Genomic DNA, 21939 nt, shown 5'->3' with positions numbered 1-21939 from the left:
CATGACGGTTGCTGATCCCCGCCGGTCGGTCGAGGCGGTCTGGCGGATGGAGTCCGCGCGGGTGATCGCCGGGCTGGCCCGGATGGTGCACGATGTCGGGCTGGCCGAGGAGTTGGCACAGGACGCCCTGGTCCTCGCGCTTGAACAATGGCCGAAGTCGGGCGTGCCGGACAATCCAGGCGCTTGGCTCATGCTCACCGCCAAGCACCGGGCGATCGACCAGCTGCGCCGCCGTACCCGATACGAGCAGAAACTCGAAGAGGTCGGCAGGGACATGGAGCGCCGCCAGGAGTCGGCCGAGGCCGAACTGGACGACGTCCTCGACGACCACATCGGCGACGACCTGCTGCGCCTCCTCTTCACGGCCTGCCACCCGGTGCTTCCCACCGAGGGGCGGCTGGCCCTCACGCTTCGCCTGCTCGGCGGCCTGACGACGGAGGAGATCGCCAGGGCCTTCCTGGTGCCCGAGCCGACCGTCGGCCAGCGAATCTTCCGCGCCAAGCGCACTCTCTCCGACAAACAGGTACGGATCGAGATGCCCGCTCCCGGCGAGCTGGCCGACCGGCTCTCCTCGGTTCTGGAGGTCATCTATCTGATCTTCAACGAGGGCTACTCGGCGACCGGCGGCGACGACTGGATGCGCCCGTCGCTGTGTGAGGAGGCCCTGCGCCTGGGCCGGATCCTGGCCGAACTCATGCCGCAGGAGGCGGAGGCGCACGGGCTCGTCGCCCTCATGGAGATCCAGGCGTCCAGAACCGGCGCCAGGACCGGCCCGAACGGCGAACCGGTCCTGCTCCTCGACCAGGACCGGGGCCAGTGGGACCGGCTGCTCATCCGCCGCGGACTGGCCGCGCTCGCCCGTGCCGAGTCCCTGGGCACCCTCGGCCCGTACGGCTTGCAGGCCGCGATCGCCGCCTGTCACGCCCGCGCGCTGGCGGCCGAGGACACGGACTGGGAAAGGATGGCCGCCCTCTACCTGGTCCTCGCCCACCTGGCGCCCTCCCCGGTCGTGGAGTTGAACCGGGCGGTCGCGGTGGCCATGGCGGAGGGCCCGGCGCGCGGACTGGAGATCGTGGACGGCCTGGTGACCGAGCGCCTGCTCAGGGAGTATCCGCAGTTGCCCGCCGTACGAGGGGATCTGCTCGCGAGGCTGGGCCGATCCGCCGAGGCACGCGAGGAGTTCCTGCGCGCCGCAGCCTTGACCCGCAACGAACGCGAACGCGCCCTCTTCCTCGCCCGCGCGGGCGCCGCCGCCGTCTAGGTTCGCCGGCGCTTCGCGCGGTCATCGATGTGGCGCCGCGAGGTCAGGGGCGCTTGTACTCCTGTAGTTTGCCGCAGTAGCCGATGCCGGGCGAAGAAGAGGTCTGCCGGCAGACGGATACGGTGACTCTGTCGATCCCTCCGACACCTGAGAGCGTGAAGGCGAGGTCGATGCGGCCGTTGTCCACCTTGTGCTGCTCGCTGTCGACCAGGATGCCGCCGGCGTAGGCCGAGTAGGTGGCGAGGGAGAACAGGCGGTCGAGGGCGCAGGGGCTGAATTCGCCCTCATCCCGCAGGTGGCCGCGCACCCGCACCGTCGGACGGATGACCGGGCCGTCCACCCAGGTGAGGACGCCCTCGGTGGAGCCGCGCCGGCAGGAGTCACCCGAGTCGGCGGCGAACGGGACATCGGTGTCGAGCGACTGGGCGGCGGCGGGTTGTGCGGTTAGCAGGCCGATGGCGAGTGCCAGGAGAAGAGGGCGGACGGTGAGTCGCATGGGGGGACGCCTCTCTGGTCGAGCCACAGAATCGGCCTCACAGTAACAATTCATCCGATGAAATGTCCGAAAATTGACCGCATCCGGACACTAATCGTCAGGTCCCCGGTCGTCTGGTCGCGGCGCAGCGGCGCTGATGTTTGTCGATGAGGAACCGGGTGGCCGCGGGCGGGGGCAGCCGGTCGGGCGAAGGGCGGATGCCGGCCAGGAGCAGGGCCAGGTAGCGGCGGTGGTCGGCGCCCTCGGCGTCCTTCGGATGCGCGGTCGCCAGGGCCATCACCACGATCGCCGCCAGGTCGCGGACCAGCAGGTCGGCCCGGACCTGCCCGCGCTCCCCGGCGGCGGCCAGCACTTCGCCGAGCGGCCCCATGAACCGCTCGGCGAGATCGACGGTGAACGCGCCCGACTCCTTGGCGGCGGCGAGCAGGACCTGGTGGGCGGCGAGCGAGTCCACCGCGGCGGCGAGCGCGTCGGCCAGCGCCTCGCCAGGGTCGCCGGCCTGTCGAGCCGCCAGCGCCAGCGGTTCGACCTCCTCCGCGAAATAGGTCTGGAAGGCGGCCCGGATCAGCCCGTCGCGGTCGCCGAACCGGCGGAACACCGTCGCGATCCCGACCCCGGCCCGCCGGGCGATCTCTTCCAGCGGGACGCTCGGGCCGGACTCTTCCAGAGCCGTGATGGCGGCTCGCACGATCCTGTCGGAGTTGCGCAGTGCATCCGCCCGATTTCGATGCTCTTGCACACGCCGAACGCTAGCAGCCACCTGCGGCCGGTCCTACTCGTCACGCAGGGTCAACGCCCCCGACGGGCAGTTGCGTACGGCTTGCCGTACGGCGGTGGCGTACTCGGCGGGGGGCGTCGGCAGGAGCAGCAGCACGATGCCGTCGTCGTCCTGGTCGAAGACCTCTTCGCACGTCATGACGCACATTCCCGCGCCGATGCAGACGTTTCGATCGGCCCGGACCTGCAGCGGCTCGCTCACCACGCCACCTCGAACGAGCTCAGCCCGTAGACGACATGGAAGGAGCGGAACGCGGCCTCGTCGGAGACGGCCCGCAGCCCGGGGAAGCGTCGCAGCAGGGCGGGGAACGCGATCCGCATCTCCATGCGGGCCAGCGGCGCGCCCAGGCAGTGATGCAGGCCGTGGCCGAAGGCGACGTGCCCGACGCCGTGCCGGGTGATGTCAAGTTTGTCGGGGTTGTCGAGCAGTTCGGGGTCGCGGTTGGCGGTCGGCAGGGCGAGCATCACCAGCTCACCGGCCGGGATGTGCTGACCCGCGATCTCCACGTCCGTCGTGGTCACCTTCGCGGTGCCGGAGTGGACGACGCTGAGCCAGCGCATCAGCTCCTCCACGGCGTCGTCGATCCGCTCCGGCTCCTTCTTGAGCAGCTCGAACTGGTCGGGGTTGCGCAGCAGGGCCAGCGTGCCGATCGACAGCATGTTGGACGTGGTCTCGTGGCCGGCCACCAGCAACAGATTGCCGATTCCGATGAGCTCCTCGGCGGTCACGGCGTCGCCGTGCTCACGGACCAGCATGCCCAGCAGTTCCTCGCCGGGATCGGCCTGCGTTCTGGCGACCAGCTCGGCCATGTAGGCGCGCGACTCCAGCTGGAGCTCCATCCGCTGTTCGAGCGGCACCGACACGTCCAGCAGCCGGCTCGTCCTGTCCTGGAAGACGGCCCTCTCCTCGTACGGCACGCCGAGCAGCTCGCAGATCACCAGCGACGGGACCGGCAGCGCGAAGGAGGAGACCAGGTCGGCGGGCGAGCCGTTCCGCTCCATCACGTCGAGGTGTTCCTCGACGATCTCCTGGATCCGCGGCTCCATCCTGCGCATCCTGCGGACCGTGAACTCGGGCGTCAGAATGCGGCGCAACCGGGTGTGCTCGGGCGGATTGAGGGCGAGAAGGTTGCCCGCCTGCCGTCTGACGAGTTCCTCATCGCTGATGTCCGGCATGGAGGCCGACTGGAACGGGAGTCGCGCAGGCTGCTTGAACCGCTCCACGTCACTCAGCACCGCGCGAACGTCGGCGAACCGGGTGACCAGCCAGGCGTCCACGCCGAACTGCGTGGGAATCCGCCGCACTCCCTCGCCGTCACGCAGCTCGGAAAGCTCGGGCGCGGGGTCGAAACCGGCGCGGCGCATGTGGATCGGCACCGTTGAGATCTCACTCATGCAACCTCCTATGTGACCTGCGGTCGGACATTGCTCCGACAGAAACGATAGTAAGCTATCGATTAGGTCCGTGTGCGGGGAGGCGTTTACGTCCTACCCGGAATAACGATCGGCCCCCGTCGGTTCCTTCCATCGTGACCGGTGTGCCCAATGTCCCCGGGCCTCACCTATCGCCTTCGCGGAATACCGTCCGGCTGGAGCCGCGTTGAGCAACTCGCCGAGAGGCGACATGCACACCGGTACGCAAGCGCGGCGGCGCCCGTTCTCCCTTGTGGAGAGCGGGCGCTTCCGCGTTTCCAGGGTCCACCGCCGCCTCAGTCCGGTGCTCACCGCAGGCCGTCGAGCAGCGCGCCGACACCTTCGGACAACACGCTCTCCCCCACCTCGGGGCTGTCGAGGAACCAGCCGGGCAGCGGGCTGCGCAGCGCGTGGGTGAGCTCGATGCTGACGATGCCGTGGATGACGGTCCACACCAGGTAGGAGGTGCGGATCGGGTCGGACGAGGTGACCAGCCGGGCGCGTACGGCGGCGCGGAGGGCGTCGACGAGCAGCTCGAAGGTCATGCCGAGGGCCTGACGGCGCAACTCGGGCGACGGGTCGAAGTCGGGGATGGGGCGCTCGAACATCAGGGCGTATCGGGCGGGATCGGCCAGGGCGAAGCGGCGGTAGGCGAACGCCACCGCGCGGATCCGCTCGATCGGATCGCCGTCCACGTCCCCGGCGAGCGCGTCGCGAAGGGCCTCGAAGCCGCGTAGATAGATCGCCTCCAGCAGGCCGGCCCGGCCGCCGAAGCTCGTGTAGATCCCCATCGTGGACGATCCCGCGGCCTCCGCCACGCGGCGCAGCGTGAACTCGGCGGTCCCGTGCTCACGAAGCACCCGGACCCCGGCGTCCACGAGTTCTTTCGAGGTGCTTACATCCCTGGCCACGGTCTCCACCATAGATCCGATAACGAGCATGATAACAAGCGTTATCCTCCCTCCGTGGAAAGGAAGACGCATGTCGATCCTCCGTGTCACCGGCGCCGCCGGATTCGGCTGCGCGGTCCTGCTCGTCGTCAACGTCGCCCGGCGGGGCGACCTGTTACCCGAGACCGCGTTCACCCACGCGATCGCCCCATTCGCCCCGCTCACCGGCCTATTCGCGATCACCGGCATCTACCTGCTGCTCCGCCACACGGCGGGCACGCTCGGGCTGGTCGGCTACGTGCTCAACTCGGCAGGCCTGGCGGGCGCGTTCGCCATCGAGTACACGCTGCACTTCGTCTTCCCGAACCTGCCGGGCGACGTCGTCGCCGGGCTGGTGGCGGGCGGCACCGGCAGGGCGTTCCTGGTCACCTCGGTCGTGCTGCTGGCCGGTGTGCTGACCTTCGGCCTGGCGGCCGTGCGCGCCAAGGCGATGCCGGTGGTGGCCGTCGCGCTCTACGTCGTGGGGATGATCCCCGGCTCGCTGCGCAACCTGGTGCCGCTGCCCGTCTACCTGGTCGGCCTGGTCTTCGCGGCGGCCGGGATCGCCTGGATGGCCGCCAGGCTGTGGACGACGGCCGAGGAGAAGGAAGCCGGACAGGCCGGGGCCGCCCTCCGCACCACCTGAGAGTCGCGGCGCCGTTGAGAGCCGCGGGGCCGGACAGGCCGTGCCGGACGACGTGGGGATCGCAGGCCGTACGGCTCGCTGGGCCCGGTCTTCGAGCCGGCCGCCTTCGTGGAGCAGCCGTGGTCGGTGGCGGCTGCTCCGTCGGAGCCCCTCGGTTATACGAAATCCGTGAGCTTCGGCACGGGGATGGAGAACGAGGGCAGCGGCTCGAAGATCGAGGGCGCCGGCAGTGAGGAGTCGTTGAACGTGGCCGCGCAGAGTCCGGCGACCAAATCGATGATCTTGTCGGCGTCGCCCCCCGAACTGATCTCGCCGACCTTCTCCCACGCCTGTTCCAAGACCGCGTGCTCGGCGTCCGTGAGCTTCTGCGGCGGCGGGTCGGTACGCGGATGGCCCTCCCTCAGCAGCCTGAGCAACTCACTCGTGACGTTGATCTGACACGTGGTGGCCGCCAGAGACGTCCCGGTCGGTGCCGGGCTCGGCGTCGGGGCGGGCGTCGCGACAGGCGAGGGACTGGCCGGCGCCGGAGCGGGGGTGCTGATCACCGCCTCCAGCGGAGCCGAACACCCGACCAGGAGGAGGCCGAGAGCGAGCACCGGCAGCGACAGCTTCGCGCGGCGAAGGACAGTCATGATCACCCCGAGTGACTTAAGTATGCCCAGCCGGAGAAACACCGTCGTTTCCGACAGTGAACCATGAACGCCATTCACCGGAAAGCGCCCGGCGAGCCCCTTTGGCGGCGCATTGTCGGCACAGGGGCCCGGCCTGGGATCTCCCTCGGGCCCAGGGCCTCCCGGCATCACCGGATGGTTCGACGCCACCGCGCCCGGCGGAAAACGGGACGAGGGGCCCGGTCGGAAACCGGGCCCCTCGTGTTCAGCTGGTCGCGCTCTAGCGGAGCGAGCCGGTCCACAGGTTGGCCGCGTACTTGTAGATGGCGGCGGTCTCACCGTCGAAGTACGGGGAGGAGATGCGGTCGTACCTCTGGTTGTCGTCGGTGTCGAGAGCCAGGCTCACCACGCCGTTGAGGTAGCCGACGCGCTTGGAGCTGCTGTACTGCAGCAGCCAGGGGCCGCCGCTGGAGCCCGGGGTGAAGGTGCACTTGATGGCGATGTGCTCTTCGACCTTGTACTGGGGCACGGCCGGGCCCTCGTAGGTCTTGTTGTAGCAGTACTTCATGGTCTCGCCGGTGAAGGCCTTGTCACCGTCGGGGTGCGGACCGGTCGGGTAGCCGAAGACGAAGACGTTCTTGCCGGGGCTCTGGTTCCAGGCGAAGCCCTGGGCGCCGACGTTGTCGCTCAGGGGGCCGACGTCGACCCACTTCCTGCCATCACGCTTGATGCCGTTGTAGACGTTGACGAAGGCGTAGTCCTTGTCGTAGTCCTCGAAGACGTCGAAGTCGTAGTGCGTGTGCATCTTGGCGCCGACGTAGATGCCCCACGGAGCCTTGGCCTCGTGGTAACCCGGGATGAACACGAACCCGTCGACCGGCTTGTTCTTGTCGGTGTCGTAGACGCAGTGGCCCGCGGTGGCGACCAGGTTCTTGAACTTCGACTGGATGGCCGAAGCCGAGCAGTAGTACGGCCGGCCGTCGACGAAGAAGAACACCCGTCCGACGGTGGTCGGCAGGTTGACGTTCTTGGAGCGCCCCGCCGAGCGGTTGTTGTTGGTGGGGGCGACCAGGCCGGCGCTGCCGTCCGCGGACGCCTTCTTGGAGTTCTTGAACTTGCCTGACGCGCCCGAGCCCTCCGTGTAGTTCGTGGCGGCGCTGAGCTTGCTGGCAGTCCAGGAGCCGGCGACGGCCTTGACGCTCTTCGCCGAGGCGAGCGAGCGCGACTTCCGGTCAGGTGCAGCCTCGGCCGAGGTGGCGAGCGACGCGCCCACCAGGGTCGTGGCGAGCAGGGCGCCTCCGAGGGGGAGGACCAGGCGCTTGGCTCGGGTGTTCAATCGTGCTCCTTCTTGATCGTCGTCCGGCCGGGCGTCAGGTGGGTGCCGCGCCGCGCAGCCGGGCGAACAATGGTCAAGGCATGTAAAAGAGAAGTCCATAGCCCCGTAAAGAGATCAATGGAGACGGTAGCCACCTGATCATGGTCTAAGGCAGCTTAAAGAGGACATAAGGCCAGACCGTTATCAGTTCGTTGCTATCCAAAGGGTGCAAATTGATGATCACCTGCTCGTGTTGACGGCGTGACCTGGAGTGATGACGAGATGTCGGCCAATAGCGGCTTAAGGTCACCTTGGGTAGCGATCACGCGCTCATGAGCAGGGCTCATGTCGGCCGCGGAGTGAGCGCCCGCCCCGCGCCGGTCCTACGAGCGCGACGGCTCCCCGCGATCCACGGGCCGGCGGCGACGGGCCGGCGACTCGTCCGCGTCCGGCTGCGGATCGGACAGAGCCTCGAAGGTGGCCGGTGAGCTCGACGCCGTCCTTCCGGATGCGCACCGGGTCTCGGACGCCCGAAGACCCTGACTTATCTCAGCATTTCGGCCATCCTTACGATTGATCACCGTACCTGTCCCACCCGGGGGGTTGACCACTTGCCAGGCCGCGAACGTGTGCGCTCGTTCCTCGAAAGCCGACGCTTCGAGCGGGTCTTCGTGGTCATCATCCTGATCAACGCCATCACGATCGGCTGTGAGACCTCCTCGTTCATCATGGAGAACGTCGGCGGGGTGCTCCATGTGGTCGACCGGATCGTGGTGACCGTCTTCGTCCTGGAACTCGCCGCCCGTCTCCACGCCTACCGGGGCGCGTTCTTCAGGGACCCGTGGAACTGGTTCGACACGGTGGTCGTGGCCGTCGCGCTGGTGCCGGCCTCCGGTCCCGCCTCGGTGCTGCGCGTGCTGCGGATCCTCCGTGCGCTGCGCCTGATCTCGTCGGTCTCCAGCATGCGCAAGGTCGTCGCCGCGCTGCTCGCGGCGATCCCCGGGATGGCGTCGACCATCGGCCTGCTTGCACTGATCATGTACGTCTCGGCGGTGCTGGCCACCGAGCTGTTCGGCGAGATCGCCCCGGAGCACTTCGGCGAGTTGCCGGCCTCGCTGTTCACCCTGTTCCAGGTGATGACGGGCGAGGCCTGGCCGGAGATCGCGGCGGACGTGATGGCCGTCGCCCCGTGGGCCTGGATCTTCTTCGTGGTCTACATCCTGATCGCCACGTTCGTGGTGCTGAACCTCTTCATCGCCGTCGTGGTCAACGCCATGGACGATCAGAACACCTCGGCCGAGGAGCAGCGGACGGAAGATCAGCTCGGCGCGGTCGTCGACGAGCTGGCCCGGCTGCACGCCAAGATCGACGCCCTGCAGGGTACGCCGCGGGCCGACGAGGAGGCCCGGCTGAACTGATCGATTCGGCGGCGACCGTTTGCCGAGGGCCACGATCGCGCGCCAAGGGCCGGGTTCCGCCGACTGCGCCCACTATCGAACAGATTAGCGATATCCTTGCCGATGCCGCCGGTCAGGCTCCCTCCCGTCGTGGCCGCTCCACCGAGCCGGTGAGAGCGAGACGGCACAGAGCGGCGAACCCGGCGATCACCGCACCCGCCGGCGGCTGTCCACCCCATCAGCAAGAGGAGATCTTCTTGAGTTTCAGCGGTCCTGCCGTGGGCGGCGACGACAGCATCCGGATCGTCGGCGCGCGTGAGCACAATCTCAAGGACGTGTCCCTCACCATCCCGAAGAACCGGATCACGGTCTTCACCGGGGTGTCGGGCTCGGGCAAGTCGTCGATCGTCTTCGACACGGTCGCCGTCGAGGCGCAACGCCAGCTACACGGCACCTTCTCCTGGTTCATCCGCAACCAGCTCCCCAAGTACGAGCGCCCCCAGGCCGACGCGATCGAGAACCTCACCACCCCGGTGATCGTGGACCAGAAGCCGGTGGGCGGCAACGCCCGCTCCACGGTCGGCACCATGACCGACATCTACTCCATGATCCGTGCCCTGTTCGCCCGGTACGGCTCGCCGACCGACGGCCGGGTGTCCACCTACTCCTTCAACGACCCGCAGGGCATGTGCCCCGAGTGCGACGGGCTGGGAAAGACCGTGCGGGCCGACGTCGACAAGATGCTCGACCACACGAAGTCGCTCGACGAGGGCGCGATCCTGCTGCCGGGCTACACGGTGGGCGGCACCGAGTGGCAGCTGTACGCCAACCACGAGGGGGTCGACCCGGCCAAGCGGCTGAGCGACTACACCGAGGACGAGTGGCACACGCTGCTGCACGGCACCGGCGGCAAGGTGGAGCTGACGGTCAAGAGCGGCACCTACAAGGTCAACTACGAGGGCCTGGTCGTCCGGTTCACCCGGCTCGGCGTCAAGCGTGACCTGAGCGCCGTCAGCGACCGGACCCGCGAGTCGCTCCAGCGGTTCATCACCGAGGGCACCTGCCCGGCCTGCGACGGCGACCGGCTGAACCCCACGGCGCTGGCCACCCTGATCGACGGCCGCACCATCGCCGACTGGTCGCGGATGCAGGTCACCGACCTGATCGAGGTGCTCGGCGGCATCGACGACCCGGTGGCCACCCCGATCGCCGAAGCCGCCCGCACCGCCCTCGCGCGGGTCGCCGCGATCGGGCTCGGCTACCTCAGCATGGACCGGGCCACCATGACGCTGTCCGGGGGCGAGGGACAGCGGCTGAAGATGGTCAGGCACCTGGGCAGCAGCCTGACCGGGATGACCTACATCTTCGACGAGCCCAGCGTCGGCCTGCACCCGCGCGACGTGGGCCGGCTCAACGATCTGCTGCGCGCCCTGCGCGACCAGGGCAACACGGTCCTCGTCGTGGAGCACGACCCCGACGTCATCGAGATCGCCGACCACGTCGTGGACGTCGGCCCGCGGGCCGGGGTGCACGGCGGCGAGATCGTCTTCACCGGCACCGTCGAGCGGCTCCGCGAAGCGGACACTCTCACCGCTCGCGGCCTGCGCGGCGGCGGCGCCGTCAAGGACACGTTCAGGCAGGCCCGGGGCGCGCTGTCGATCGCGGACGCCGACCTGCACAACCTGAAGAAGGTGTCGGTCGACATCCCGGTGGGCGTGCTCACCGCGGTCACCGGCGTCGCCGGATCGGGCAAGAGCACCCTCATCGGCGACGTCTTCATGGCCGCCTACCCCGACACCATCTTCGTCGACCAGACGGCCATCGCCGCCTCCTCCCGGTCCACCCCCGCCACCTATCTCGGCCTGATGGACCAGGTGCGCAAGCTCTTCGCCACGGCCAGCGGCGTCGCCCCCGGGCTGTTCAGCTTCAACTCCACCGGCGCCTGCGAGGAGTGCCAGGGCCGGGGCGTGATCATCACCGAGCTGGCGTACATGGACCCGGTCACCACGCACTGCGACACCTGCGACGGACGCCGCTTCAAGGAGTCGGTCCTCTCCCACACGCTGCGCGGCAAGTCCATCGCCGACGTGCTGGAGATGCCGGCCGAGGAGGCCGCCGAGTTCTTCACCGAGCGCGCCCTGCGCGCCAAGCTGCACACGCTGATCGAGGTCGGCCTCGGCTACCTCAGCCTCGGCCAGTCGCTGAGCACCCTGTCCGGCGGCGAGCGGCAGCGCATCAAGCTCGCCACCCAGCTCCACCGCACCGGCGGCGTCTACGTCCTGGACGAGCCCACCACCGGCCTGCACATGTCGGATGTGGACACCCTGCTCACCCTGATGAACGGACTGGTCGACAAGGGCAACACCGTCATCGTCATCGAGCACAACCTCGACGTCATCCAGCAGGCCGACTGGATCATCGACCTCGGCCCCGACGGCGGCAAGAACGGCGGCGAGATCGTCTTCACCGGCACTCCCCGCGACCTCCTGGCCGCCGAGCACTCCCTGACCGGCGAACACCTCCGCCGCTACCGGCTGGAGAACGCCGCGACATGACCCGCGGCACGAAGGGCTGGGCCGCCGATCCCGGCATACTCCGGGATCGGCCGCCCCGCCCTGCTGCTCCCGATCCGGACGGTCTCCGTCGCCATCTTGGTGGATCAGCGGTGCGCCATACGTCCGCCCGTCGGCCGGAAGGCCGACCGGCTCGTCAGGCGAGAGGCCACCCGCTCCGGCCGGATCGGCACGTCGCGCACGGTGGGCTGTTGACCTCAACCGAGGTTCAAGTTGCAGGCTGGTCACATCGACGACGAAGGAGATCGATCATGATTTTGGTGACCGGTGCGACCGGCAAGGTCGGCGGCCAGGTACTCGCCCAACTGCTCGAACGTGGAGAGCCGGTGCGTGCGCTGGCTCGCGACCCGGAGTCGGCCCGCCTGCCCGCGGGCGTCGAGGTGGTGCGCGGCGACCTGGCCCAGCCGGACAGCCTGCACGAGGCGCTGACGGGGGTCGACTCCGTCTTCCTGGTCTGGCCCACTGTGACGGCCGACCACGCCGCGTCCGCCTCGCTGGCGGTGATCGCCCAGCACGCCCGCAGGATCGTCTACCTGTCCGCACACGGTGTTCCTGACGACCCCGAGGAGCAGGCCGAGTCGATCATCGGCTCGCATGCCATGATCGAGCGCCTGATCCAGGCGTCCGGGATGGTGTGGACCTTCCTGCGTCCCGGCGGCTTCGCGACCAACACGCTGATGTGGGCGCCGGAGATCCAGGCCGGCGACGTCGTGCGGGGGATTTACGGAGAGGCCGGCAGAACGCTGATCCACGAAGCAGACATCGCCGCCGTCGGGGTCGCCGCGCTCACCGGAGCGGGGCACGAGGGGGCGAAATACGTGATGACCGGGCCTGAGGTCGTCACCACGGCCGAACAGGTGCGGATCATCGGGGAGGCGATCGGGCGTCCGCTGCGTTTCGAGGAGGTCCCGGCGGAGGTAGCCAAGGAGCAGATGACCCGCGAAGGCATGCCGGCGGAGATGGCCGCCGCGATCATCGACGCCCACGCCCAGATGGTGACGAACCCCGAGTTCGTCGTCGAGGGGGTGGAGAAGATCACCGGTGCGCCCGCGCGCACCTTCCGCGCCTGGGCCGCCGACCACGCCGATGATTTCCGGTAAAGCCATGGTCAGATGCCGGATCGAGGGCGGTGGGCAGGGAACGAACGGGACATGAGGATCCTGGCTCGCGCGCATCAGCTTCCGGCCCGCTGGGTCGCCGGGGCGCTAATTCTGAACTCCGGGCTCAGCAAGGTCACCGCGGACGAGGAGACCGCCCGGGGGGTGCACGGGATGGCCGCCGGGACGTACCCGTTCCTCAAGGACGTCGACCCGGTGGCCTTCACTCGCCTGCTCTCCAAGGCCGAGATCGCGCTGGGGACCGCGCTGCTGCTGCCCGTCGTGCCCTCCCTGTTCGCGGGCGCGGGCCTCACCGCCTTCGCCGGCGGCCTGCTCGGCCTCTACATCCGGACCCCGGGGATGCGCAAGGCCGGCAGCCTGTTCCCGACTCAGCAGGGCATTCCGCTGGCGAAGGACGCGTGGTTGCTCGGCATCGGCATCGGCCTGATCGCCGAGGAACTCCTCACCGACTGACGTGAACCGACTGACGTGAACCGGGTTTCCGGCTGAGCGGTCAGCCCGCCTCGTCGGATCCTCGTCCGGAGGTGCGGACGGCCCTGATGATGGCGATCACCGTGCCGACCGCGGCGACGGCCATGGCGACGGTCAGCAGGGGGATCCCGGCGAGCAGTCCGAGGGCGCCGAAGCAGACCGCGAAGAACACCACGAACGCGCCGATGAGCACGTAGGCGACATCACGCGGTGTCGCGGAGGCGGCGGGCAGTCGGCTTGCCGGACGCGGCTCAGGTGGGGTGGCCGAACGCATCTCGGGGGGAGGGGTCTCCTCCGGGCGTTCTTTTGCGCTCATAAATGCGGAAATACCCGGACCTGATGGTCACTATCGTCAGCTTCCCCCATTTGGCCGTCTCTTGACCATGGTCACAGTGCGTCACCAGCCTCCCCCGGGTACGTCACCGCGAGCACGCACAGCAAGGGGGAGCGCAATGACGCGAGTCGAGCCCACCCAGAGCGGGCAGACGCCGCTGCCGGCCAGAAGGCCCACCGGCAGCATGCTCGCCTCCTGGCTGTCCACCACCGATCACAAGGTGATCGGCTATCTCTACCTCATCACGTCGTTCTGCTTCTTCCTCGCCGCCGGTGTGATGGCGATGGTGATCCGGGTGGAGTTGATGCAGCCGGAGATGCAGTTCGTCTCCCACGAGCAGTACAACCAACTCTTCACCATGCACGGCGCGATCATGCTGCTGTTGTTCGCGACCCCGCTGTTCGCCGGGTTCGCGAACGCGATCATGCCGCTGCAGATCGGCGCGCCCGACGTGGCGTTCCCGAGGCTCAACATGGCCAGCTACTGGCTGTTCCTGTTCGGCGGCCTGATCGCGTTCAGCGGCTTCTTCACCGCCGGCGGGGCGGCCTCCTTCGGCTGGTTCGCCTACACGCCGCTGTCGACCTTCACCTACACCTCGACCATCGGCGGCGATCTCTGGATCATGGGCCTGGTGCTCGCCGGCCTGGGCACGATCCTCGGCGCGGTCAACTTCATCACCACGATCATCTGCATGCGGGCGCCCGGCATGACCTCGTTCCGGATGCCGATCTTCACCTGGAACGTGCTGCTCACCTCGATCCTGGTGCTGCTCGCCTTCCCCGTGCTGGCCGCCGCGCTGCTGGCGCTGGAGGCCGAACGCAAGCTGGGCGCGCGCATCTACGACGCCGAGACCGGCGGCGCGCTGCTCTGGCAGCATCTCTTCTGGTTCTTCGGCCATCCAGAGGTCTACATCATCGCGCTGCCGTTCTTCGGCATCATCACCGAGGTGCTCCCGGTCTTCAGCCGGAAGCCGCTCTTCGGGTACATCGGCCTGGTCGGCGCCACTCTGGCGATCTCCGGCCTGTCGATGACCGTGTGGGCGCACCACATGTTCCCCACCGGGCACGTGCTGCTGCCGTTCTTCTCGTTGATGACGTTCCTGATCGCGGTGCCCACGGGGGTGAAGTTCTTCAACTGGGTCGGCACGATGTGGCGTGGGCACCTGAGTTTCGAGTCGCCGATGCTGTTCGCGATCGGCTTCCTGGTGACCTTCCTGCTGGGCGGGCTGACCGGGGTCATCCTGGCCTCGCCGCCGCTCGACTTCCACATCAGCGACACCTACTTCGTCGTCGCCCACTTCCACTACGTGGTCTTCGGCACCGTGGTCTTCGCGATGTTCGCCGGGTTCTACTTCTGGTGGCCGAAGTTCACCGGGAAGATGCTCAACGAGCCCCTCGGCAAGCTGCACTTCTGGACGCTGTTCATCGGCTTCCACACCACCTTCCTCGTGCAGCACTGGCTCGGTGTGATCGGTTTTCCGCGCCGCTACGCCGACTACAGCGTCGCCGACGGGTTCACCACGCTCAACCTGATCTCCTCGCTCGGCTCCTTCCTGCTCGGCGCGTCCACGTTGTTCTTCCTGATCAACCTCTGGTACACGGCCCGCTCGGGGGAGCGGGTGACCGTCGACGACCCGTGGGGCTTCGGGAACTCGCTGGAGTGGGCCACCTCCTGCCCGCCGCCCCGGCACAACTTCACCTCGCTGCCCCCGATCAGGTCCGAGCGCCCGGCGTTTGACCAGCACTATCCCCGGACCTGAAGAATCCGCGTGGCCCTGGCGACCGAACGCCTCAGCGCCGCCGCCGTGATCCACAGCCTTCCCGCCTTGCGGGACAGGGGGTCCTTGGGCCGCCGAGGGACCCGCTATGTGGTCATTAAGGGCGTTACGTAAGACTTGCCGGAATGTCGGGGATTTTGGTGGCTTTTGCCACGTTGGTGTCGGTTGCTGTGTTGGGCTACCTGGTCGGGCGTGCCGGCGTGCTGCGCGCGCAGGACGAGATGGTGCTCTCGCGGCTGGCGTTCTTCGTGGCCACCCCGGCGTTGCTGTTCACGACCGTGGCGACCGCCGATCTGCAGTCGATCTTCTCGCCGGTGCTGCTGACCAACGTCGCCGGGCTGCTCGTCGTGCAGGTCGCCTATCTCATCGTGGCGGGGCTGATCTGGCGGCGGAAGAAGGGCGAGCTGACCATCGGCGTGCTCGCCTCCTCCTACGTCAACGCGGGCAACCTGGGCATCCCCGTCGGTGTCTACGTGCTCGGCGACGGCGCGCTCATCGCTCCCGTCCTGCTGTTCCAGCTGCTGGTGATGGCCCCCATCGCGTTCCTGATCCTCGACAACGGGCCCGCCGGCAAGCGCGCCGCCCTGCTCCTGCCGCTGCGCAACCCGCTGACGGTCGCCTCCCTGCTCGGCCTGGCCGTCGCCCTGTCGGGGATCGACCTGCCCGAACAGTTCATGCGCCCGTTCGATCTGGTGGGCGGCGCCGCGGTGCCCGTCGCTCTCATCGCGTACGGTCTGAGCCTGAGCTCCGCCGGCCAGTCCGCCGTCAACGGTCACCGCCGGGACGTCGTGCTGGCCGTACTGCTCAAGGCCTTCGTCCAGCCCGCCGTGGCCTACCTCATCGCGAAGTACGCCCTCCGGCTGGACGGCACGATGCTGCTGGCCTGCACACTCTTCGCGGCCCTGCCGACGGCCCAGAACATCTACGTCTACTCCGTGCACTACGACGTGGGCAGAAGACTGGCCCGCAGCGCGGTGTTCACGAGCACGCTGCTCTCCATCCCCGTCATGGCCGCACTCAGCGCGCTGATCGGCTGACCCATCCCTGCGCGCCCGCTCGGGGGGCGCTGAATTTACGGCAAGCCCACCCGGCGCCACTCGCCGTAGGTGGTCTCGGTCCGTGACTCCATGGCACTCCAGCGGCTGTGGCCAGGCGCCGTGACAACTCGGACGAGTGACGTGTGCCCATTTGGACCATGGCGAAGCCGGTGCCTGCCGGCCTTTCGGCACTGCCTGGCTCTGCTGGGAACGGAAACGCACCGGATCGTGGGAGAAGCGGGGTAGGCCAGGCGGCGATTCAGGGGGATCGGTAGGAGGATGCGCCGGACGGTTTCGGCCGGCACCTTGGGCTCGCGGTCCTCGGTCAGCAGGCCGTTGGTGTCGTCCGTGTTTCGCCCCATTGGCGTTCTGTCATGGGTAAGCCATGTCCGGGCAAGTCAGCGCGGTAGGACGCCTCTCCGGGTGTCGGCTTAGCACCGCCATAGACTTGGAGAGCTGGGGGACCCGGGGATCGGACCCGGGACCGGGGAATCGCTACCCCAGGAGGAAGCCATGCGGCAGACGAAACTGGCTGACGAATCAGCGGAGTACCTCGCCGCCCGCAAGGAACTGCGCCTAGCCGAGATCGACCTCATGCGCCACCGCGAGAAGGTCGCGGCCCAACGGCGGGCGCTCCCGCAGGGGCCGCCCGTCGACGACTACGTCTTCATCGAGGGCCCCGCCGATCTCGACGCGGGCGACGCGCCGATCCGCGAGGTCTACCTCAGCGGGCTCTTCACCGCGCCGGACCGCCCGCTGATCGTCTACCACCTCATGTACGGCAAGCTGCAGACCGACCCGTGCCCCATGTGCACCCTGTGGATCGACGGCTTCAACGGCATCGCCCACCACATCGCCCAGAACGCCGACTTCGCCATCGCCGCGGCCGCCGACCCGCCCGCCCTGCGGCAGCACGCCCGCGACCGCGGCTGGCACCGGCTGAGGCTGCTGAGCTGCGGCGACAGCACCTTCAAGTACGACCTCGGCAGCGAGGACAAGGACGGCGAACAGGACTCCACCATCTCTGTCTTCACCCGCGACAGCGACGGCGCGGTCCGCCACTTCTACTCCACCCACCCTCGCATGGCCGAGGACATCGACGAGCGCGGCATCGACCTCCTCGCCCCCGTCTGGCATCTCCTCGACCTCACCCCTAACGGCCGGGGCGAGTGGTTCCCGAGACTCGACTACTGACCTTCGACCGCCGACCGCGCGGGTCGGTATCACCTCGTACGGCACCCTGAAGGAGGGGAGTCCACTACGTGGCCATTTCCTCCTCCACCAGCCCCGGTGCTCTCCCATCGGGCGTGCGCCCGGTTTGGCTGTGGCAAGTGGCCATGCCGGTTCTCCCCTGCGATCGCCGTGACTTGCGCGGCACCGGCCCTCATCGCCGGCTGCGCGAGCAGCCCCGTACCGGTTCCCGCGTCGAGCATCGCTCCCGTACCTTTCTCGGCCGCCTGGTCACGCCAACGACCGGAGATGGCTGCGGGATCGGGTAGGGATTGAGGATGCGTGCGGCCCGGTTGATCTCTCTGGTGTTGATGTTGCAGGCGAAGGGCTCGATGACGGGCGCGGAGCTGGCCAGGGAGCTGGAGGTGTCGGAGCGGACCGTCGCGCGGGACATCGTGGCGCTCTCGGCGGCCGGCGTGCCGGTGTACGCGGACCGGGGCAGGGCCGGTGGATATCGCCTGATCGGGGGATACCGCACCCGGCTGACCGGGTTGACCAGGCAGGAAGCGGAGGCGTTGTTCCTGTCGGGGCTGCCGGGGCCGATGGCCGACATGGGGTTGGCCGACGCGGTGGCGGCGGCCAGGCTGAAGGTGCTCGCCGCCCTCCCGCCGGTCATGCGGGACGCGTCGCAGCGGGCCGGGCAGCGTTTCCACCTGGACGCGCCCGGCTGGTTCGCCGACGCCGAGCCGCCGCCGCTGCTCGCCGACCTGGCCGCCGCCGTCTGGCGGGATCAGGAGATCGAGCTGCGTTACCGGCGCGACCGCGAGGTGACCCGTACGGCCCGGCCGTACGGGCTGGTGCTCAAGAACAGCGTCTGGTACCTGGTGGCCCAGGTGGGTGACGGCCACCGCACCTACCGGGTGGACCGGATGGTGGCCGTCACGCCCACCGGGGAGACGTTCGCCCGCGAGGAGGGGTTCGACCTGCCCGGGTTCTGGGGGGACAGGTCGGCCGGGTTCGTGGAGTCGCTGCTGGCCGGCCGGGTCACCGTACGGCTGAGCCCGGCGGGGATGAGCGCGCTGCGCCACGCCACCGAGCCGCCGGCCGTACGGCGGGCGAAGGAGGCGGCGGGGGAGCCCGACGAGGAGGGCTGGGTGCGCACCGTCCTGCCCGTGGAGTCGCTGGACGTCGCCTACGGGGTGCTACTCCGCCTCGGGCCGGAGGTGGAGGTGCTCGATCCGCCGGAGCTGCGCGCGAAGATGGTCGCGGCGGCGCGGCGGATGGACATGCTCTATCGGTGAGCTCGGTGACGCGAGGTGCTGTGTGTCACCGGTAGCCGGTCGTGTCGGCGACCTTGCTCGTCTGGTCGACCTCGACGAGGTAGCGCCACGCGTCTGGTCGGCTGCCGTCGACGTCGGTGTAGCCGTAGACCTTCGCGAGGCCGCCGCTGGAGAGGGACTGCCCGGTCCAGCGGTGCACGTCGGGGTCGGCGGCGAGTGCGGCGACCGCTCGGCCGGTGAACGCGGGGGTCTCGGAGATGGCGAAGTGCGGCTGGTCGGTCAGGGCGTCGCGCCAGTTCTCCTCGGTGACCCCGTAGTGGTTCAGCATGCCCTCCGAGCGGATCCAGCCGGGAGTGAGGCACACCGCCGTCCCGCCGTACTCCTCGAGTTCCTTGGCAAGCCCGAACGCCATTCTGAGGGGGGCGGCCTTGGCCAGGTCGTAGAAGGCGGACAACCGGTAGTTGGCGGCGTTGTACTCCGCGGTGCCGTCGGTGACCTCGACCACCAGGCCGCCCCGGTTCCTGATCAGCAGGGGGAGGGCGTGGTGGCTGGTGACGAGGTGGGTTTCGACGCCCAGCCTGAGCAGCCGCAGGCCCTTGTCGAGGTCGTGCTCCCAGATCTTGACGTCCCATTCGGTGAGGTGATCGCCACCCCAGATGTCGTTGACCAGGATGTCGAGCCTGCCCTGTTCGCGGTCGATCCGTGCCACCAAATCCTTGACCGCCGCCGAGTCGAGGTGGTCCACCGCGACGGCGATGCCGCTGCCGCCCGCCGCCGTCACCAACTCGGCGGTCTCCTCGATCGTCTCCGGCCGATCTATCTCCGAACGGTTCCCTCGCGTGGAGCGTCCGGTCACGTAGACGGTGGCCCCCGCTGCGCCGAGTTCCACCGCGATGCCGCGTCCGGTGCCACGCGTCGCCCCCGCGACCAGTGCGATCTTTCCTGCTAGTTCCATGACGTCGATGGTTCCAGTGATATACGACAACCAGTGTCCGGTTTTAAATCGTGTCGCGCAGCAGCCTGTCTCAGTCGGTCAGGAACCGGTCCACTCCGTAGCGGGTCGCACCATCGCGGGACCGGCGTTGTAGGGAACGTCGATCACGAGCGTGCCGTCACGGTCGAAGAGGACGGCGCAGGCTTGGCGTGAGTCAGCACGCGCTCCGGCTAGAGCCGCTGCACACGGTGACCATTTGCCCTATTGCGCAGGTATTCAGAGATCGGCGGTTTGAGAGGCGCTTCTCTCGGTAGCGGTCAGTCCCGGTGTCGAGCATCGGGGGAGCTCTGTGAGGAGAGCACATGCTGGGAAACATTCTGATCACCGGCGGGGCGTCCGGCCTCGGCCGGGCCGCCGCCAATGCAGAGGGGCGGCCGCTGGTCATCGACGTGAACGGCCTCGCCGGCGACGGGGACCACGTGGACAACGTGATCGTCGACCTGTCCGACCGGGCCGCCGAGGGGGACCGCGCCGAGCGGTACAAGCCGGGACCCGACGCCCGCCTCAACCAGCCGGAGGACGCCGCCGCCGTCCTCGCCCTCGGCCAGCCCCCGGGCTGCGAGCTGCGCGAACTCGTGATCCGCCCCTCCACAGAAACCTCATGGCCATGAGCGCCCCCGGTCCTGACCTGCGCCCTTCGTCCGTGTGGTCGTCCTCCGTGCGGTCGGCCCCCGCCTGGTCCTCCTCGGTGCGGTCGTCGCCCGTGCGCCCCCATCCCGCGTCGTCGTCTCCCACCGGAGCGCCGTCGGCGAGTCACGCGCGGACGTCGTCAGCGTTCGGGGCGGAGCCGGTGGTGCTGGTGTTGCGCGGGCTGGGCGTGGGGAACCTGCCGGCCGTGGTTCCGGCGCTGCGGCGGGCGTTTCCCGGGTACCGGGTGGTGCTGGCGACGCCGGCCGGGCTGCGGCCGCTGGTGTCGCTCATCGGCGGGGTGGACGAGGTGCTCGACGTGCGCGGCCCGGGGCCGGTGTCCTGCGACCGGCCGGAGGCGGCCGTCAACCTGCACGGGCGCGGGCCGCAGAGCACGGAGCCACGGTGGACCTGAGCCTGCACTTCGCGTCGGCCGGTGCTCAGGGACTTATCAGGATCTTGATGGCTCCCTCGCGCTTCTTCTGGAAGGTGTCGTACGCCTGCGGCACCTGGTCGAGGGAAACCTTGTGGGTCGCCAGATCCCGTACGGCGAGCGGATCGGAGTCGTCGCAGACCAGCGGCATCAGGTCGTCGATCCACCGCTTGACGTGCGTCTGTCCCATCCGCAGGCTGATCCCCTTGTCGAACATCGACAGCATCGGCAGAGGATCGGCCATGCCCGCGTAGACGCCGACGACGGAGATCGTGCCGCCTCGCCGTACCGTCTCGATGGCCTGGTTGAGCGCGGCCAGCCGGTCGATGCCCGCCGTGGGCAGCACGGACGCGGCGATCCGGTCGGGGAGCAGGCCGGCCATGGTCTGGGCGAGCTTGGCGGCCGGTGACCCGTGGGCCTCCATGCCGACCGCGTCGATCACCGAGTCGGTGCCCCGGCCCTCGGTCAGTTCCCGCACGGCGGCCGGCACGTCCCGGGTGGCCGAGGCGTCGATCACCTCGATGTCGTGCCGCTCGGCCATCCGCAGTCGCTCCTGCACTCCGTCGACGCCGATCACCCGGTGGCCGCGGCGCTTGGCGATCCTGGCGCTCATCTGGCCGATCGGACCCAGGCCGAAGATCGTGACGCTGCCGCCCTCGGGGATCTCCGCGTACTCCACCGCCTGCCACGCGGTGGGCAGCACGTCGGAGAGGTAGAGGAACTGCTCGTCGGGAGGGCCCTCCGGCACCTTGATCGGGCCGAACTGGGCCTGCGGCACGCGGAGATACTCGGCCTGGCCGCCGGGCACCTGCCCGTACAGCCTGGTGTAGCCGAACAGCGCGGCCCCCATGCCCTGGTCGCGCACCTGGGTGGTCTCGCACTGGGCGAAGAGCCGCCGCGCGCACATGGCGCAGTGCCCGCAGGAGATGGTGAACGGGATGACCACCCGGTCGCCGGGCCGGATCTGGGTGACCTGGGAGCCGGTCTCCTGCACGACGCCCATGGGTTCGTGGCCGAGGATGTCGCCCTCGTTCATGAACGGGCCGAGCACTTCGTACAGGTGCAGGTCGGAGCCGCAGATGCCGCTGGAGGTCACCTTGATGACCGCGTCGGTGGGCTCCTCGATCACGGGATCGGGCACCTCCTCGACGCGGACGTCGCGTTTTCCGTGCCAGGTGACGGCTTTCATCGTCTTGTCCCCTCCCTGTTCGGACGTTCCCGTCCCTCCCCACCCGAGATAGAGGTATGCCGATGAATCACGAGGTCACGACCCTAAACGC

General features: G+C 68.8%; 22 protein-coding genes. 12 read left to right on the top strand and 10 right to left on the bottom strand.

Going from position 1 to position 21939, the window contains the following annotated elements; translation table 11 throughout:
* Position 1: 1 nt before the first annotated feature.
* Entirely contained in the window at positions 2-1261 is a 1260-nt protein-coding gene (locus MBA17_RS20110) for an RNA polymerase sigma factor (RefSeq protein WP_238498059.1), read from the top strand.
* Between the two features lie 43 nt (positions 1262-1304).
* Here MBA17_RS20110 and MBA17_RS20105 read toward each other — a convergent pair whose 3' ends face one another.
* From MBA17_RS20105 to MBA17_RS20085, 5 genes are all read right to left on the bottom strand, one after another.
* Positions 1305-1757, bottom strand: a complete 453-nt coding sequence (locus MBA17_RS20105; protein WP_238498058.1) for a hypothetical protein — start codon at positions 1755-1757, stop codon at positions 1305-1307.
* A gap of 97 nt (positions 1758-1854) precedes the next feature.
* On the bottom strand, positions 1855-2496 hold the full coding sequence (locus MBA17_RS20100; RefSeq protein ID WP_238498057.1) for a TetR/AcrR family transcriptional regulator: 642 nt from the start codon (positions 2494-2496) through the stop codon (positions 1855-1857).
* Between the two features lie 33 nt (positions 2497-2529).
* A complete protein-coding gene (locus tag MBA17_RS20095) occupies positions 2530-2736 on the bottom strand; it encodes a ferredoxin (protein ID WP_238498056.1) in 207 nt (68 codons plus the stop codon).
* Complete coding sequence (locus MBA17_RS20090; RefSeq protein WP_238498055.1) at positions 2733-3929, bottom strand: cytochrome P450; 1197 nt, start codon at positions 3927-3929, stop codon at positions 2733-2735. The genes MBA17_RS20095 and MBA17_RS20090 overlap by 4 nt, the downstream gene beginning before the upstream one ends.
* Positions 3930-4255: 326 nt before the next feature.
* Positions 4256-4858: a TetR/AcrR family transcriptional regulator gene (locus MBA17_RS20085; protein WP_238498054.1), complete on the bottom strand. Its 603-nt coding sequence runs from the start codon at positions 4856-4858 to the stop codon at positions 4256-4258.
* Between the two features lie 70 nt (positions 4859-4928).
* Between MBA17_RS20085 and MBA17_RS20080 the strand changes: the two genes are divergently transcribed.
* Positions 4929-5522 carry a hypothetical protein gene (locus MBA17_RS20080; RefSeq protein ID WP_238498053.1) on the top strand — a complete coding sequence of 198 codons (594 nt, stop codon included), beginning with the start codon at positions 4929-4931 and terminating at the stop codon, positions 5520-5522.
* A gap of 155 nt (positions 5523-5677) precedes the next feature.
* Here the strand turns inward: MBA17_RS20080 and MBA17_RS20075 are convergent, their stop codons facing one another.
* A complete protein-coding gene (locus MBA17_RS20075; protein ID WP_238498052.1) occupies positions 5678-6154 on the bottom strand; it encodes a hypothetical protein in 477 nt (158 codons plus the stop codon).
* A 259-nt stretch (positions 6155-6413) separates the two neighbouring features.
* Complete coding sequence (locus MBA17_RS20070; protein ID WP_238498051.1) at positions 6414-7469, bottom strand: trypsin-like serine peptidase; 1056 nt, start codon at positions 7467-7469, stop codon at positions 6414-6416.
* 590 nt (positions 7470-8059) lie between these two features.
* Between MBA17_RS20070 and MBA17_RS20065 the strand changes: the two genes are divergently transcribed.
* The 4 genes from MBA17_RS20065 to MBA17_RS20050 all read left to right on the top strand — a co-directional run bounded on the left by MBA17_RS20065 (position 8060) and on the right by MBA17_RS20050 (position 12989).
* A complete protein-coding gene (locus MBA17_RS20065) occupies positions 8060-8866 on the top strand; it encodes an ion transporter (protein ID WP_238498050.1) in 807 nt (268 codons plus the stop codon).
* A 236-nt stretch (positions 8867-9102) separates the two neighbouring features.
* Complete coding sequence (locus MBA17_RS20060; protein ID WP_238498049.1) at positions 9103-11400, top strand: ATP-binding cassette domain-containing protein; 2298 nt, start codon at positions 9103-9105, stop codon at positions 11398-11400.
* Between the two features lie 269 nt (positions 11401-11669).
* Entirely contained in the window at positions 11670-12518 is an 849-nt protein-coding gene (locus MBA17_RS20055) for an NAD(P)H-binding protein (protein WP_238498048.1), read from the top strand.
* Positions 12519-12569: 51 nt separating this feature from the next.
* Positions 12570-12989 (top strand): hypothetical protein, encoded by a 420-nt coding sequence (locus MBA17_RS20050; protein WP_238498047.1) that lies wholly within the window; start codon positions 12570-12572, stop codon positions 12987-12989.
* 40 nt (positions 12990-13029) lie between these two features.
* Here the strand turns inward: MBA17_RS20050 and MBA17_RS20045 are convergent, their stop codons facing one another.
* Entirely contained in the window at positions 13030-13323 is a 294-nt protein-coding gene (locus MBA17_RS20045; RefSeq protein WP_238498046.1) for a hypothetical protein, read from the bottom strand.
* A gap of 136 nt (positions 13324-13459) precedes the next feature.
* Between MBA17_RS20045 and ctaD the strand changes: the two genes are divergently transcribed.
* The 4 genes from ctaD to MBA17_RS20025 all read left to right on the top strand — a co-directional run bounded on the left by ctaD (position 13460) and on the right by MBA17_RS20025 (position 18626).
* On the top strand, positions 13460-15100 hold the full coding sequence (ctaD, locus tag MBA17_RS20040) for an aa3-type cytochrome oxidase subunit I (RefSeq protein ID WP_238498045.1): 1641 nt from the start codon (positions 13460-13462) through the stop codon (positions 15098-15100).
* A gap of 143 nt (positions 15101-15243) precedes the next feature.
* The gene (locus MBA17_RS20035; protein WP_274385708.1) at positions 15244-16155 is read left to right on the top strand and encodes an AEC family transporter; all 912 of its coding nucleotides are present in this window, start codon (positions 15244-15246) and stop codon (positions 16153-16155) included.
* Positions 16156-16668: 513 nt separating this feature from the next.
* Positions 16669-17349 (top strand): DUF899 family protein, encoded by a 681-nt coding sequence (locus MBA17_RS20030; RefSeq protein WP_238498043.1) that lies wholly within the window; start codon positions 16669-16671, stop codon positions 17347-17349.
* A 314-nt stretch (positions 17350-17663) separates the two neighbouring features.
* On the top strand, positions 17664-18626 hold the full coding sequence (locus MBA17_RS20025; RefSeq protein WP_238498042.1) for a helix-turn-helix transcriptional regulator: 963 nt from the start codon (positions 17664-17666) through the stop codon (positions 18624-18626).
* Positions 18627-18651: 25 nt separating this feature from the next.
* On the opposite strand, the gene MBA17_RS20020 is transcribed toward MBA17_RS20025, so the two are convergent.
* On the bottom strand, positions 18652-19560 hold the full coding sequence (locus MBA17_RS20020; RefSeq protein ID WP_238498041.1) for an SDR family oxidoreductase: 909 nt from the start codon (positions 19558-19560) through the stop codon (positions 18652-18654).
* A 341-nt stretch (positions 19561-19901) separates the two neighbouring features.
* Between MBA17_RS20020 and MBA17_RS20015 the strand changes: the two genes are divergently transcribed.
* Positions 19902-20210: a hypothetical protein gene (locus MBA17_RS20015; protein ID WP_238498040.1), complete on the top strand. Its 309-nt coding sequence runs from the start codon at positions 19902-19904 to the stop codon at positions 20208-20210.
* Positions 20211-20392: 182 nt separating this feature from the next.
* A complete protein-coding gene (locus MBA17_RS20010; protein ID WP_238498039.1) occupies positions 20393-20641 on the top strand; it encodes a glycosyltransferase family protein in 249 nt (82 codons plus the stop codon).
* 25 nt (positions 20642-20666) lie between these two features.
* Here the strand turns inward: MBA17_RS20010 and MBA17_RS20005 are convergent, their stop codons facing one another.
* Entirely contained in the window at positions 20667-21848 is a 1182-nt protein-coding gene (locus MBA17_RS20005; RefSeq protein ID WP_238498038.1) for a zinc-dependent alcohol dehydrogenase, read from the bottom strand.
* Between the last annotated feature and the right edge of the window lie 91 nt (positions 21849-21939).

The organism is Dolomitihabitans soli, assembly GCF_022213955.1.
In the GTDB taxonomy this organism is placed as follows: Bacteria; Actinomycetota; Actinomycetes; order Streptosporangiales; family Streptosporangiaceae; genus Streptosporangium_A; species Streptosporangium_A soli.
Note: the sequence above shows the minus strand (reverse complement) of the source record. Positions and strands in the feature narration are given on the sequence as shown.